This window comes from Bauldia litoralis, assembly GCF_900104485.1.
Taxonomy (GTDB): Bacteria; Pseudomonadota; Alphaproteobacteria; order Rhizobiales; family Kaistiaceae; genus Bauldia; species Bauldia litoralis.
In genome coordinates this window covers 620,181-634,384 of sequence record NZ_FMXQ01000002.1, presented here as the reverse complement: position 1 = coordinate 634,384, position 14,204 = coordinate 620,181, and the positions used below count along the sequence as shown (strand labels likewise).

General features: G+C 64.4%; 14 protein-coding genes. 10 read left to right on the top strand and 4 right to left on the bottom strand.

What is annotated here, in order from left to right:
* Positions 1-3 precede the first annotated feature (3 nt).
* Positions 4-945: a nucleoside hydrolase gene (locus BLT60_RS07015; protein WP_090875775.1), complete on the bottom strand. Its 942-nt coding sequence runs from the start codon at positions 943-945 to the stop codon at positions 4-6.
* Positions 946-1,211: 266 nt separating this feature from the next.
* On the opposite strand from BLT60_RS07015, the gene BLT60_RS07010 reads away from it, so the two are divergent.
* The 6 genes from BLT60_RS07010 (at position 1,212) to BLT60_RS06985 (ending at position 6,585) form a co-directional block, all read left to right on the top strand.
* Positions 1,212-2,333 carry an ABC transporter substrate-binding protein gene (locus BLT60_RS07010; RefSeq protein WP_090875672.1) on the top strand — a complete coding sequence of 374 codons (1,122 nt, stop codon included), beginning with the start codon at positions 1,212-1,214 and terminating at the stop codon, positions 2,331-2,333.
* 98 nt (positions 2,334-2,431) lie between these two features.
* Positions 2,432-3,313, top strand: coding sequence for a branched-chain amino acid ABC transporter permease (locus BLT60_RS07005; RefSeq protein ID WP_090875671.1), 882 nt, complete (start codon positions 2,432-2,434; stop codon positions 3,311-3,313).
* A gap of 2 nt (positions 3,314-3,315) precedes the next feature.
* On the top strand, positions 3,316-4,191 hold the full coding sequence (locus tag BLT60_RS07000; RefSeq protein ID WP_090875670.1) for a branched-chain amino acid ABC transporter permease: 876 nt from the start codon (positions 3,316-3,318) through the stop codon (positions 4,189-4,191).
* Positions 4,175-4,930 (top strand): ABC transporter ATP-binding protein, encoded by a 756-nt coding sequence (locus BLT60_RS06995; RefSeq protein WP_090875774.1) that lies wholly within the window; start codon positions 4,175-4,177, stop codon positions 4,928-4,930. The genes BLT60_RS07000 and BLT60_RS06995 overlap by 17 nt, the downstream gene beginning before the upstream one ends.
* Positions 4,927-5,667 carry an ABC transporter ATP-binding protein gene (locus tag BLT60_RS06990; protein WP_090875669.1) on the top strand — a complete coding sequence of 247 codons (741 nt, stop codon included), beginning with the start codon at positions 4,927-4,929 and terminating at the stop codon, positions 5,665-5,667. The genes BLT60_RS06995 and BLT60_RS06990 overlap by 4 nt, the downstream gene beginning before the upstream one ends.
* A 30-nt stretch (positions 5,668-5,697) precedes the next feature.
* Complete coding sequence (locus BLT60_RS06985) at positions 5,698-6,585, top strand: polysaccharide deacetylase family protein (protein ID WP_090875668.1); 888 nt, start codon at positions 5,698-5,700, stop codon at positions 6,583-6,585.
* 54 nt (positions 6,586-6,639) lie between these two features.
* Here BLT60_RS06985 and BLT60_RS06980 read toward each other — a convergent pair whose 3' ends face one another.
* From BLT60_RS06980 to BLT60_RS06970, 3 genes are all read right to left on the bottom strand, one after another.
* Positions 6,640-8,031 carry an aspartate aminotransferase family protein gene (locus BLT60_RS06980; RefSeq protein ID WP_090875667.1) on the bottom strand — a complete coding sequence of 464 codons (1,392 nt, stop codon included), beginning with the start codon at positions 8,029-8,031 and terminating at the stop codon, positions 6,640-6,642.
* 21 nt (positions 8,032-8,052) lie between these two features.
* On the bottom strand, positions 8,053-9,546 hold the full coding sequence (locus BLT60_RS06975; protein WP_090875666.1) for an NAD-dependent succinate-semialdehyde dehydrogenase: 1,494 nt from the start codon (positions 9,544-9,546) through the stop codon (positions 8,053-8,055).
* Between the two features lie 155 nt (positions 9,547-9,701).
* Complete coding sequence (locus tag BLT60_RS06970) at positions 9,702-10,190, bottom strand: Lrp/AsnC family transcriptional regulator (protein WP_090875665.1); 489 nt, start codon at positions 10,188-10,190, stop codon at positions 9,702-9,704.
* Positions 10,191-10,268: 78 nt separating this feature from the next.
* Between BLT60_RS06970 and ehuR the strand changes: the two genes are divergently transcribed.
* From ehuR to ehuC, 4 genes are all read left to right on the top strand, one after another.
* Entirely contained in the window at positions 10,269-11,651 is a 1,383-nt protein-coding gene (ehuR, locus tag BLT60_RS06965) for a MocR-like ectoine utilization transcription factor EhuR (protein WP_090875664.1), read from the top strand.
* A gap of 99 nt (positions 11,652-11,750) precedes the next feature.
* On the top strand, positions 11,751-12,536 hold the full coding sequence (gene ehuA / locus BLT60_RS06960) for an ectoine/hydroxyectoine ABC transporter ATP-binding protein EhuA (RefSeq protein ID WP_090875663.1): 786 nt from the start codon (positions 11,751-11,753) through the stop codon (positions 12,534-12,536).
* A gap of 57 nt (positions 12,537-12,593) precedes the next feature.
* The gene (gene ehuB / locus BLT60_RS06955; RefSeq protein WP_090875662.1) at positions 12,594-13,451 is read left to right on the top strand and encodes an ectoine/hydroxyectoine ABC transporter substrate-binding protein EhuB; all 858 of its coding nucleotides are present in this window, start codon (positions 12,594-12,596) and stop codon (positions 13,449-13,451) included.
* 80 nt (positions 13,452-13,531) lie between these two features.
* The gene (gene ehuC / locus BLT60_RS06950; protein ID WP_090875661.1) at positions 13,532-14,203 is read left to right on the top strand and encodes an ectoine/hydroxyectoine ABC transporter permease subunit EhuC; all 672 of its coding nucleotides are present in this window, start codon (positions 13,532-13,534) and stop codon (positions 14,201-14,203) included.
* The last annotated feature ends 1 nt before the right edge of the window (position 14,204 follow it).

Below are 14,204 nucleotides of genomic sequence, written 5' to 3'. Positions count from 1 at the left end.
CGGCTAGGGCAGGCGCCCGATCCGTTCCAGCATGAGCGCGTAGAAGGCGGGATTATCGAGGTCGCGCAGGACGTGGCAGTTGGTCGGCCGCTTGGTGACGTTCCACCAGTCGACGACCGTCATTCCCAAGGTCGTTGGCGATGTCGTCTCGATCTCGACGTGGCAGGCCCGTCCCTGAAAGAGGTCGGGCCGCAGCAGGTAACCGATCACGCAGGGGTCGTGGAGCGGATAGGAGTCGGTGCCGAATTTCTGGTTGCCGTACTCCTGATAGAAGCTGGCCATGCCGGCCGCCTCGCGGGCGGTTCGTGTGCCGAGCGCCCGGAGTTCCTCCAGCCACGCTGGCGTCATTAGCGCCTTGTAGGTGCAGTCGATCGGAACCATCGTCAGCGGAACGCCCGAGGTGAAGACGACGTGTGCGGCGTGCGGGTCGACGAAGATGTTGAACTCGGCCGCCGGCGTCGTGTTGCCGCCTTCGAAATAGCCGCCGCCCATCAGCACGATCTCCCGGATCCGGCCAAGGATCCGCGGCTCCTTGACCATCGCCATGGCGATGTTGGTGAGCGGGCCGAGCGGACAGAGGGTGATCTCGCCTTCCGGTTCGGCCATCAGGCGGTCGATGAGGAAGTCGATGGCGTGGATGTCCAGGGCGGGCATCGACGGTTCGGGCAGGTCGCACCCTTCCAGGCCACTGTCGCCATGCACGTACTCGGCCGTGAACAGCGACTTGACCATCGGCCGCGAACAGCCGGGGGCGACGCGGATATCCTGCCGCCCGCCGAGTTCAAGCACGCGTCGGGCATTCCACTCGGTCTTCGACACGGGCACGTTGCCGGCAACGGCGGTGACGCCCACGACCTCAAGTTCCGGTGACCCGAGCGCAAGCAGGATGGCAAAGGCATCATCCTGTCCGGGGTCGGTATCGATGATGATCTTGCGGCTGGCCATGTCGTCCGTCTTCTTCCGGGAGGGCTGGGCCTCCGGTTCGGCGACATGGGAAGGCGATTCCACGGCGTTGTCCAGCAATGGCGCTGCGCGAAAAGACCCTCGATACCATCTGGAGTGGAAGACGCCTTTCCATTGGACCGAAAAGCAAAAACCCTCGCCTGACAGCGATCTCTGGTCTAACCTTTGCTTCCTGTTTCTCGGGCTTATCGCCGTCTAACTATCGACCAAGCGCGACGCGGAAACAGCGTCGGTGAAAAGGGGACACCATGAAGCGTAATCTATTGAATGCGGCCGTCTTTGCGGCAGCAGCCATTGTCGCCCAGCCAGGGGCGCTCCTAGCTGCGGATACCATTCCGGTCGGTGTCATCGCCAACCTCACAGGACAGGACGTCAACACCAGCCTCCAGATGGCGCGCGGCGTCGAACTGGCCGCCGACGAGATCAACGCAGCCGGCGGGATCGACGGCAAGATGATCGAACTGATCGTCGAGGATTCCGAATACAAGGCACAGGAAGCCCTGACGGCGGCCACCAAGCTCTATCAGGTCAACCAGGTTCCCGCAGTGATCATGTTTGGCGGTTCAAGCCTGATGATTCCGGTCGGTGAGCTTGCACAGCAGGAAGGCAAGGTGCTGATCAACACGTCATCGAGCTCCGCCAAGCTGGGTGATTATCCGGGTGCGCTGTTCTCGATCCTGCCGCTAGACAACATCGTCGGCAAGGAACTCGGGCAGTATGTCTATGACAAGGGCGCCCGGTCGATCGCGACCATCGTTCCCAACAATACGTTCGGCACCGGCATCGCCGATGCGGCGGGCGCGGCATTCGAGGCCGCCGGCGGCAAGATCGTTCGAAAAGTCGCGTATACCGAGGGACAACCGGACTACCGTGCCGACGTGCAGGCCATCATCGCGGCCGAGCCGGACGCTCTGGTCGGCGTCGGTTACGGCGACGATTCGCGGACGGTCTTCAAGAACGCACGGGAACTGGGTTTCGATGCACCCTGGTACGCCGCTTATCCGTCGATCTTTGCGGTCGAGAACGAGGAGTGGATGAACGGCAAGCTGTCGGGCGTCGACAACGGTGGTTACGCCAACGACGGTGGCGCGGCGGTGCTTGCGGCCTACAAGGCGAAATGGCCGGACGAAGACGAGCCGCTGGCGCATATCTACTACGGCTATGACGCGATGATGGTCCTTGCCAAGGCGATTGAAGCCGGGGGTGTCGAGTCCGCGGAAATCGCTGCGGCACTGCCGTCGGTTGTCGAGTCGTATGTCGGGGCGACCGGCAAGATCGTCTGGGACGATCGCGGCCAGCGCATCGATCCGCCGCTCGACATCATCGAGTACAAGGGCGGCAAGTTCGAAACCGTCGGGACGATCGATTAAGGTCCGATCCGCCACCCGACTTCATTCGGCTACGCTGTTTGGCCGGGCGCGCTGCCCGGCCAAATGTTTTATGAACGGGCAACCGGGCCCGAGGTCACGTGATTCAGGTCTTCGTCAATTCGATCATCTATGCCAGCGAGATCGCCATCGTCGCCGTTGGCATCTCGCTCGCTTATTCGATCCTCCGTTTCGCCAATTTTGCGCACATCCAGTTCGCGGTGGTCGGTGGCTACGCCACTTATGTCGCGACGGAACTTGGCCTGCCGTTGATTCTCGCGGTTCCCGCCAGCGCCGTTTTCGTCGGTGGACTGGCGGTCGTCGTCGATATTCTCGTGTTCAGCCGGCTCCGCCACATCTCGCCCGAGGGCAAGATGATCGTTTCCTGGGGCGTCGCCCTCCTGATCCGCGCCATCGTCGCGTCGATCTTCGGCGGCGGGTCGATCATCATCGAAACCAACACGACGCCGATCCGCTTCGCCGGCGCGATCTTCACCTCACTCGACGTGATCGTCGTCTCGGCGACGGTCGCCTTCATGGTGCTCCTGCACGCGTTTCTGTACCGGACCCGCACCGGATCGGGCCTGCGGGCGCTGGCCAGCAACTACGATCTGGCCGTAACCCGCGGCATCCCGGGCGAGCGGATGATCCGGCTGATGTGGTTCATATCCGGAGCCTATGCGGCGATCGGCGGCTCCCTGATCGCGCTGGAGACCCGCCTGCAGCCCAACATGGACCTCATCATCCTGCTTCCGGTCTTTGCCGCGGTCACCATCGGCGGGCTCAGCAACGTCTTCGGAGCCGTGCTCGGCGCGTTGTTCCTGTCGCTGGCGCAGAACTTCATCATCTCGATCGACTTCGGCTCGCTGGTGTCGGATCAATCGTGGTTCGTGCCGAGCCAGTTCCGTGATTACGTCGCTGTGCTGGCGCTGGTCCTGGTTCTCCTCCTCCGTCCGTCAATGACCAAACGGGGGGCGAACTAGCCATGATCGATTTCGCGATCTATGCGCTGACGCTTGTGGCCATCTGGTCGGTGATGGCGATCAGCCTGAACATCCAGTTCGGGATGACCGGCCTGGTGAATTTCGGCCAGATCCTGCCATTCGCCATCGGGGCCTATGCGGCCGCTATCGGTGTCCAATACGACCTTCCGTGGTGGGTCGGCGCCGTGGCCGGTCTGGTCGCCGCACCGATCGCCGGTATCCTCGTCATCCTGCCGGCAGGGCGCTCCTCGCAGGACTACTGGGCGCTGATCACGCTGGGCGCGGGCGAAATCTTCCGGCTGACGATGCTGAACGTGCCGTCGATCGCCGGCGGCGCCGACGGTGTCACCGTTTCGCGGCTGCCCGATCGGACGCTCGCAGCCGGACTGGCGGTGGCGCTCTGCGTCGTCGCCTATGCGGTTGCGCAGCAGATCGGCAACGGACCGTTCGGGCGCATGCTGCGGGTGATCCGCGAGGACGAGACGCTGGCGGCAACGCTCGGTCGCTCTCCGATGTCCTTCCGCATGAGGGTCACGGTCGTGTCCTGGGCGATGGCAGGCGTTGCCGGGGTGCTCTACGCCCATGTCATCGGCTATGTCGCACCGACTTCCTTCCTGGTCACCGACACCTTCCTTGTCTGGACCGCCGTCATCCTCGGCGGGCCGGGCCGGAATATCGGCGTTGTCATCGGTGCCGCGATTCTCATCCTGATGAGTGTCTCGACGCGCTTCCTGGCGGAATGGTCCGGACTGCCGTCGGATCTCGTCGCCAACCTGCGCCTCGCCGTCTTCGGGCTCATCCTGGTGCTCATGTTCCTGTTCAGGCCCGCGGGGCTCTTCCCGGAAACCAAGAGGGTGCAAAATGTTGACGGTCTCTGACGTCAGCATCGCCTTCGGTGGTTTTCAGGCGCTTCGCGGCGTCAGCATGGTGGCGCGGCCGGGATCGATTGTCGGCCTGGTCGGGCCGAACGGTTCGGGCAAGTCGACGCTCCTCAACATCGTCAGCGGGATCTATCGGCCCGACGCGGGTAAGGTTCGCCTGAACGACAAGCCGCTGCCGCTTGGCCGGATCGAGGCGGTCGCGGCCCGGGGTATCGGCCGGACCTTCCAGGTCCCGCGCCTCGCGCAGCGGCTGACGGTTCTCCAGAACATGCTTGTCGGCGCCCGCGATCAGCCCGGCGAGCGGCTGTTCGACCTCTTCCTCCGCCCAGGCAGGGTTGCCGCGATGGAAGCGGACGCCCTTGCCCGGAGCGTGGCGATCCTCAAGCGGCTCGGCCTGGTCGAGAAAGCCAATGACTATGCCGGCAACCTTTCCGGCGGACAGCAGAAACTCCTGACCATGGGCGTGCTGCTGATGTCCGATCCGCAGGTCCTGCTGCTCGACGAACCGGCTGCCGGCGTCAACCCGGTGCTGATCGAGCAGCAGGTGGAATTCCTCAGGTCGTTGCGTGACGAGGGCAGGGCCATCGTCCTGATCGAGCACAACATGGAGATGATCTCCAACGTCTGCGACGTCGTCTATGTGCTCGATGCGGGTGCCGTGATCGCCGAAGGCACGCCGGCGGAGATCCGCGACAATGCCGAAGTTATCCAGTCCTATCTCGGACAACCGGCATGACACAGTCCGAGACGAAGGCACCGATCCTCGAACTGCGCGCAGTCACGGCCGGCTACGGCCTGATCACCGTGTTGAACGATGTCGCAGTCCAGCTTCATCCCGGTGAGATCCTGACGATCCTCGGCGCCAATGGATCCGGCAAGTCGACCGTGTTGAAGACGACGGCGGGACTGACCCGCATTCTTGGCGGCGCAATCACCTTCGCCGGGGAGGACATCACCCGATGGGCGGCGCACAGGCGCGCTGCCAGCGGGATCGGCTACGTGCCGCAGAACCAGAACGTGTTCCTCGACCTCACCGTCGCCGACAATCTGAAGATGGGCGCCTTCCTGCGGCCGAAGAGCTTCGATCGAGACGTCGAGGAAGTCTACGCCCTGTTTCCACGGATCAAGGAGAAGCGTCGCGTCTTGGCCGGCACGCTGAGCGGCGGCGAGCGGCGGATGCTGTCCATCGGACTGACGCTCCTTCTCAAGCCGAAAGTCCTGCTCCTTGATGAGCCGAGCAGCGATCTGGCGCCGACGATGGTCGACAGCGTTTTCGAGGCGATCGCCAGGATCCATCGCGAGTTGTCGATCCCGATCCTGCTGGTCGAGCAGAATGTCAATCGTGCCCTGGCGCTGGCCGACCGGGTCTGCGTGCTGGTGCGCGGCAAGGATGCCCTCGACTGCAAGCCGGCGGACATCACCACCGAAGACCTGCACGGGCTTTTCATTGACGGCGGCGTGCGGACATCCTGAGATGGAGCCGGAACGGATGAGGAGAGCCGGATGATCCGCAACCCGCCTCCCTGGCCGAACAGCGCGCGCTGCGCGGTCGGTTTCAGCTTCGATGTCGACGCCGACAGTGTCGTCCACGCCGGCAAGCGCGGCGGGGTCGTCGACGAGGTCCATGCGGTCGCGCAGATGCGCTACGACCCGCATGTCGGATTGCCGAGGCTGGTCGATCTGTTTGCCGGCTACGATGTCCCGATAACCTGCTTCGTACCGGGCTGGGTGATCGACACGTACCGCAAGCCCGTCGAACACATCCTGACCGGCCGCAACGAGATCGCCCATCACGGCATGTTCCACGAATGGCCGAGCCAGCAGGGGATCGACGCCGAGCGAGAGGCCCTGGCAGCGGGAATTGCCCGGATCGAGGACCTGACCGGCAAGGCGCCGCGAGGCTACCGCGCGCCGTATTACGGCCTGTCACGCAATAGCTTCGATCTGCTGATCGAAGCCGGGTTCCTTTACGATTCCTCGCTGTTCGCCGACGATGTTCCGATCCTTCTCCAATCGGATTCCGGGCGGCTGGTGGAACTGCCGCCGCCAGCCTCGGTCGACGACTACAACCAGTATGTATCGAGCCGGGCGTTCGATTACCTGATGACCATCTCGCCGCCGAACCGGGCGTTGGAGGTCTACAAGGCCGAGTTCGACGCCCTGTGGGAATGGGGCGGCCTGTTCGTTCCTGTGTGGCATCCGGCCGTGAGCGGCCGACCGGGCCCGGCGATGGCGATCCGCGCTCTGATCGAGCACATGATCGGCAAGGGGAATGTCTGGTTCGCGACCCTCGAGGAGATCGCGGCTCATGTCGATGGCCTGGTCGCGAGCGGGGCGTGGTCGCCGCGGGTCGAGCGCATTCCCTTCTACGATCGGCCGGTCCTCACCTGAGGTGGCGACCGAAGCCGCGCTGGGCGCGGCTTCAGTGACCCGGCTTCGACCGGTTCAGGACGTTCCCTGAAGCGACTTTGCGACTTCGTCGATCGCCTCGGCCGTCGCCTGGACGACGACATCGGCCTCGTCCCGGGACAGGCAGAGCGGCGGGGCAAAGCCGAGGATATCGCCTTGCGGCATGGCGCGGGCAATGACGCCGCGCTTCAGGAGTGCTGCGGCGATCTGCGGTCCGACCTTCAGGGCGGGATCGAAGAAAGTCCGATCGTCCTTGTCGGCGACAAATTCGACCGCCGCCAGCAGGCCTTCGCCGCGAACGTCGCCAACGATGCGATGACCGCCGACCGCGTCGGCGAGCGCGCCGCGGAAGTAGCCGCCGACATCGCGGACGTTGTCGACGAGGCCGAGGCTGTCCACCAGCTTCAGGTTGGCGACACCGGCGGCGGCGCAGACGGGGTGGGCGGAGTAGGTCCAGCCGTGGCCGATCGGGCCCATCGCGTCTGTGCCCTGTTCCAGCACCGCCCAGACCTTGTCGGAAACGATCGAGCCGGACAGCGGCGCATAGGCGGAGGTCAGTCCCTTGGCGATGGTGATGATGTCGGGCTTGATGCCGTAGTGCTCGGAGCCGAACATCGAACCCAGCCGTCCGAAGGCGGTCACCACCTCGTCGGCGATCAGCAGCACATCGTGGCGGGCGAGGACGGCCTGGATCTTCTCCCAATAGCCGGCGGGCGGCGGCACGATGCCACCGGTGCCCAGCATCGGCTCGCCGATGAAGGCGGCGACGGTGTCCGGTCCTTCGGCGACGATCATCGCCTCAAGCTGGTCGGCGCAATATTGCGAGAACGATTCCTCGTCCATCGACCGGTCGGGACGGCGGAAGAAATAGGGCGCTTCGGTGTGAAGCACCGGCGCCAGCGGCAGGTCGAACGCCTTGTGGAACAGGTCGAGCCCGGTCAGCGAGCCGGTCATCAGGCTGGAGCCGTGATAGCCCCGCCAGCGCGAAATGATCTTCTTCTTCTGCGGCCGGCCGAGAACGTTGTTGTAGTACCAGACCAGCTTGACATTGGTCTCGTTGGCATCGGATCCGGAGAGGCCGAAATAGACATGGTTGAGATGGTCGGGCGCCCGTTCGGCGATCATGTGGGCGAGGGTGATCGACGCTTCCGTGCCGTGGCCGACATAGGCGTGGTAATAGGCGAGTGACTTTGCCTGGTCGGCAATCGCCTCGGCGATCTCGGGACGACCATAGCCGACATTGACGCAGTAAAGCCCACCGAAAGCGTCGAGGCTCTTCTTGCCGTCGCGATCGACGATGTAGACGCCTTCGCCGCCGGTGACGATGCGGGTCGGCGTCTCGCCGCGGGCGTGCTGGGCGAGATGGGTCGAGGGGTGGAAGAAACTCTCGCGGTCCCAGGCGTCGAGTTGGTCGTTACGATTCAGCATTTCATGGACTCCGTGGTGCTCTCAGGCGACGTCGAGGCAGATGTACTTGAGGTCGGTGAACGCCTCGATACCATGGCGTGACCCCTCCCGTCCGATCCCCGACTGCTTGACGCCGCCGAAGGGAATGGCCGGGCCGGTGATCTTCACCCGATTGACGGCCACCATCCCGTATTCGAGTGCCCGGCTCGTCCGGGAGATCCGGCGGTAGTCGTCGGTGACGAGATAGGCGACAAGCCCGTATTCGGTGGCGTTGGCCTTGGTGACGATTTCCTCTTCGGTGTCGAAGGCGGAAACGGCGGCGACCGGGCCGAAGGTTTCCTCGTTCATGATCAGCGCATCGTCGGACACGTCGGCAAGGACGGTCGGCCGGTAGAAGAGGGCGCCCGCCGGATGGGACGTGCCGCCGGCAAGGAGTCGCGCCCCGCCCTCAACGGCATCGGCGACGTGCGCCTCGACCTTGGCGATGGCGCGCGCATGCATCAACGGGCCGATCTCGACACCGTCTTCGAAGCCGGGTCCCACCTTCATCGCCGCAACCCGATTGGCGAAGGCCTGGACGAAGGGCTCGTAAAGCGGACGCTGGACGTAGATGCGATTGGCCGCCAGGCAATCCTGGCCGGAGGTGGCGAACTTGGCCTTGACCGCGAGGTCGACCGCCTTGTCGAGATCGGCGTCGTCAAAGACGATGAACGGCGCGTGGCCCCCCAGTTCAAGGACGAGGCGCTTGATCGTCGGCGCCGAATTCGCGGCGATCAGGCGGCCGATTTCGGTCGAACCGGTGAAGGAGACGGCACGGACCCGCGCATCGGCGGTAAAGGCGCCGACGATCTCGGCGGCGGGGCCCGTGACGATGTTGAGAACGCCGGCGGGAAGGCCGGCCCGGTCAGCGAGTTCGGCAAGCGCCAGCGCCGAAAGCGGCGTCTCGGATGCCGGATGGGCGACCACGGTACAGCCGGCGGCAAGCGCCGCAGCCACCTTGCGGGTCAGCATCGCCGAGGGGAAATTCCACGGCGTGACGACCGCGACGACGCCGAGCGGTTCGCGCCGGACCGACATCTCGGCTCCCGGCAGGTGGCTGGTGACGGATTCGACGTTGAGACGCTTGGCCTCCTCGCCGAACCATTCGACGAAGGACGCGGCGTAGTCGATCTCGCCGAGCGCCTCGGTCAGCGGCTTGCCCTGCTCGCGCACCATCAGAACGGCAAGATCGAAACGGGCCGCGACGATGAGATCGTGCCAGCGGCGCAGCACCTGCGAGCGCTCGCCGGCTGTCCGGTCGCGCCAGGCGGGAAAGGCGAGCCATGCGGCGTCAATCGCGGACTCGGCGTCGACGGCCCCGAGTTCAGCGACGTTGGCGACGACATCGCCCGTCGCCGGATCGCTCACGGCGAAACTGGCTCCATCCGGGCCGGACGTCCACTTGCCGTCGACATAGGCAAGCTCCCGAAACAGGCGCCGATCGGTGAGACGGGCGAGCGTGTCCGGGCGATGGGGCTCAAAAACATGGATGTTCATCGGTCGCGGTCCTTGTTCGCAAGGCGAAGGCGGAACTGTTCACGACCATTTATCTAGGGAGTGCCGGCCGTCGTTTTGGCCTGAATGTGCGTCGGAACGGGGAGAGACTCTCTCTTTCCCCACCGTCGGGGATGGAGTCTCTCTTTCGAGCCGGTTCAGGCCGGGTCGACGAGACGATCGAGGGGCAGGGCGGACCAATCCTTCACCGACCTTGTGACGATGTAGGTGAAATACCGGTCGATGCCGATCTCCCGTTCCAGCAGGCTGTCGACCATCCTCTGATAGGTATCGATGTCGCGGGCGATCACCTTGACCAGATAGTCGATGCCCCCGCCCAGCGACCAGCAGCCGACGATTTCCGGAAGCGCCCGCACTGCCTTCTCGAAGCGGTCGAAGTCATGCTGGCGATGGTTGGCCAGCGTCACCTCCATGAAGACGAGGGTAAAGGCGCCGAACGCCTTCGGCTCGAGATGGGCATGATAGCCGGCGATCAGGCCGGATTCCTCGAGGCGTTTCAGCCGGTTCCAGCAAGGCGTCGGCGACAGGCCGACCCGGTCCGCCAGGGCCAGTTTCGTGATCCGACCCTCGCGCTGGACCTCCGCGAGAATCCTGATGTCGATCGCATCGAGCCTTGGCTGGGACATGGCCGCTCCTTGTCGTCATCGCCTATGCGACGTGCATTTGCCGTTGTCAATTGCACTGATATTCGCCAGAAATGAATCATGACAAGTTGGCGCCCGGATCGTGACACGCTCAAGCGGCCCGTCTACCTCTCGCTGGTCGAACAGATCTCCGGCGCGGTCGACGCGGGTGAACTTAGCGATGGTGACAGGCTGCCGCCGCAAAGGATGCTCGCACAGGAACTGAACATCGCGGTCCAGACGGTGAGCCGCGCCTATGACGAACTGTCCCGCCGCGGTCTGGTCGCCGGGGAGACCGGGCGGGGGACGTTCATCACGCTTCGGACGCATGAGCCGCCGCCGCCTTACATCAACGAACGCGGTAACACGATCGTTGACTTGTCGATGCTGAAGCCGGTGGTCGAGCAGATGCATCTTGATCGGCTGGCGAAGGCGCTGGCTGATCTGGCGACGTCGTTTCCGGCCAACCTTTCTACCTCCTTCCGGCCCAATGTGGTGTTTGCCAGGCACCGGGGCGTGGCGGTCGACTGGCTGCGGCGATGCGGGCTGGAAACCAACGCCCGCAACGTCATTCTGACCAATGGCGCGACGCCGGCGATGGTGGTTGCGCTGATGACGGCGACCCGATCCGGCATGACGCTGGCGACCGAGGCGATCGGGCATCACACCCTGCCGGCGCTTGCCGGGAACCTGGGTCTATCGCTGCGCGGTATCCCCACCGACATCGAGGGGATGATCCCCGAGGCGCTCGACAAAGCCGCCGCGGAGGGGGAGATCGGCGCGCTGTTCATCATGCCAAACCCTTGCGATCCAACGGTTTCGATGATGAGCGCGGGGCGCCGGGAGGCGATCGTCGACGTCGCGCGGCGGCACGATCTGACGATCATCGAGAACGATGCCTGGGGACCGCTGATCGAGAAATGCCCGCCACCGCTTGCCGCCCTGGCGCCGGAGCGCACGCTCTACATCACCAGCTTCAGCAAGAACGTCGTTCCGGGACTGCGCTATGGCTATCTTGTTGTTCCGGAACGATTGATTCCGGCCGCCGGCAACCGGCACCTGGTCACCAACTGGATGGCGACGCCGCTGATCGCGGAACTGGCGACCCGCTGGATCGAGGATGGAACGGCCCTCGAGATGGTCCTGTGGCAGCGCCGGGCGCTGCGCAGGCGGCAGAAAATCGCTGCCGAGACACTGGCGGGCATCGACTATCTCAGCCATCCCGACGCGCTTCACATCTGGATCCCGCTCGGCTCCCATCGCAGCGAGGACGAGGTGGTTTCGCTCGCCCGACTCCATGACGTGGCGATCGCGCCCGGCGCATCGTTCCGGATCGAAGGCGACCCGAAGCCCGCCATTCGCGTTTGCCTCGGACAACCGAGTGAGAAGGAATTGCGCGCGGCCCTTACGGTTCTCGCCGGAATTCTTGCCAGCGATCCGGAGCCGGTTCTACTGACGCTCTGATTGCTATATTGTCATGATACATTGCATTGATTGACATGATTTGATTCCCGCATCATGCTCGCGGTTTCCCGGCTCTCTCAGGTGCGAAGGGGACCGCCCATGCCGGACGCGATTATCGAGATCGACAAGGTCTCGAAGAGGTTTGGTCAACTCGAGGTCCTCAAGGACCTGACGTTCAACGTCGCGCCGGGTGAGAAGCTGGCGCTGATCGGCCCCTCGGGATCGGGCAAGACGACCATCCTGCGCATCCTGATGACGCTGGAGCAGATCAACGGCGGCCATATCAAGGTCGACGGCGAGCAGCTCTGGCACATGCCGGCGAATGGCGGCCTCGCGCCGGCCAACGAAGCCCATCTGCATCGGATGCGCGCCAAGATCGGCATGGTCTTCCAGCTGTTCAATCTCTTTCCGCACATGACGGTGCTGCGCAACGTGATGCTGCCGCCGATCCTCACCCAGGGAGTGCGCAAGGAGGACGCGGAAGCGCGCGCCATGGAACTCCTCGACATGGTCGGCATGGCGGAAAAGGCGACGGCCAAGCCGGCGCAGCTTTCCGGCGGCCAGAAGCAGCGGGTCGCCATCGCCCGCGCCCTGGCTCTCCAGCCGAAGGTGATGCTGTTCGACGAAGTTACCTCCGCCCTCGACCCGGAGCTTGTCGAGGAGGTGCTGAACGTCATGCGGCGGCTGGCGGAAGAGACCGACATGACCATGCTCCTCGTCACCCACGAGATGAGTTTCGCCCACGACTTTGCCGACAGGGTTCTGTTCTTCGACGGCGGACGCATCGTCGAAGAGGGGCCGCCCGACCAGATTTTCACCAATCCGCGCGAGGAGCGAACGCAGGGATTTCTCAAGAAAGTCATCGCGGCCGGACAACGAATCTAGGCCGCCAGCCGCCGGCAAGGCCGGCATCTCAGGACGTCAACGGGAAGGAAGACAGACATGGCATGGACTGACAGCACACGAAGCGCATGTTTCGGTATCGCCGCTGCGGCGATCATCACGACCGGGTTCGCCGGGCCCGCAGTCTCGGCGTCGCTCGAGGAACTGAAGGAACAGGGCTTTGCCCGTATCGCCATCGCCAACGAGCCGCCGTGGACCGAGGTCAAGGCCGACGGCAAGGTGACCGGCGCGGCACCGGAAGTCGCGCGCGCGGTCATGCAGAAGCTCGGCGTCGATGAGATTGTCGCGTCGATCTCCGAATATGGCGCGATGATTCCGGGCCTCCAGGCCGGCCGCTTCGACATGGTTTCCGCCGGCCTGTTCATCAAGCCGGAGCGTTGCGCGGCGGTGATCTTCTCCGAGCCCGACCTTTGCGACTTCGAGGCCTTCGCCGTCCAGAAGGGCAACCCCACCGGCGTCGCGACCTACGCCGATCTCGCCGCCAGCGACACCATCAGGGTGGGTGCGCCGGGCGGTGGCACCGAGGAACGGCTGGCGCTCGAAGCCGGCGTCCCGCGCGATCGGGTGGTCGTGGTTCCCGACACCCAGAGTGGCGTCAAGATGCTGGCCGATGGCCGGATCGACGTCTATGCGCTGCCTTACCTTTCGCTGGCAGACGCCATCGGCAAGGCCGGTGGCGACGTCGAGATTGTCGGCCCGGTGGAGGGCACGCCGATCTTCTGCGCCGGCACGGCTTTCCCGAAAGGCCAGGAAGCGCTTCGCGACGAATACAACAAGGTGCTGGCCTCGATGAAAGAAGACGGTTCCTTCGCCGCGATCATCGAGCCGTTCGGCTTCAACGCGAAGCCGGCGATGCTGGTGACGACCGAAGAATTGTGCAACCGCAAGGCTGAATAGCCCCGAGACGAAAGCCGGCCCGCCGCATGACGCGGCGGACCGGCTGACATCCCCATTCCTACCGGATCGGCGCGGGCGCGATGTTCGATTTCTATGACAGATGGTCGGGCTATATCGACCTCATCCTGCAGGGCGCGCTGGTCACCATCGAGCTGACCCTGCTGGGCTGCGCGCTGGCCCTGGTGATGGCATTCGTCGCCGGTCTCGGGCGCTTGTCGCAGCATTGGTATCTGCGCTGGCTCGCCACGACCTACATCGAGTTCTTTCGCGGCACGTCGATCTTCGTCCAGCTGTTCTGGGCCTATTTCGTCCTGCCGCTGCTCGGCCTGCCGATCACGCCGCTGCAGGCGGCGATCCTGGCGCTCGGCCTGAATGTCGGCGCCTATGGCGCCGAGGTGGTTCGCGGCGCTGTCCGATCGATCGGCCGGGAGCAGTACGAAGCCTGCATCGCCTGCAATCTCAGCCGCTTCCAGACGATGCGCTACGTGATCCTGCCGCAGGCCTTCGTCATCATGCTGCCGACCTTTGGCAACAACGCGATCGAGTTGCTCAAAGGCACGGCGGTCGTGTCGCTGATCTCGCTGGCCGACATGACGTTCCAGGCCCAGGTGGTGCGGGCCCAGACCGGTTCGACCGCCGTGCCGTTCATCACCATCCTGATCCTCTATTTCCTGATGGCCAGCGCCATCGCCTGGGTCGTGCGCCGGCTTGAGAACCGGCTGACCGAGGGCCTGGAAGGGACGCGGAAATAGG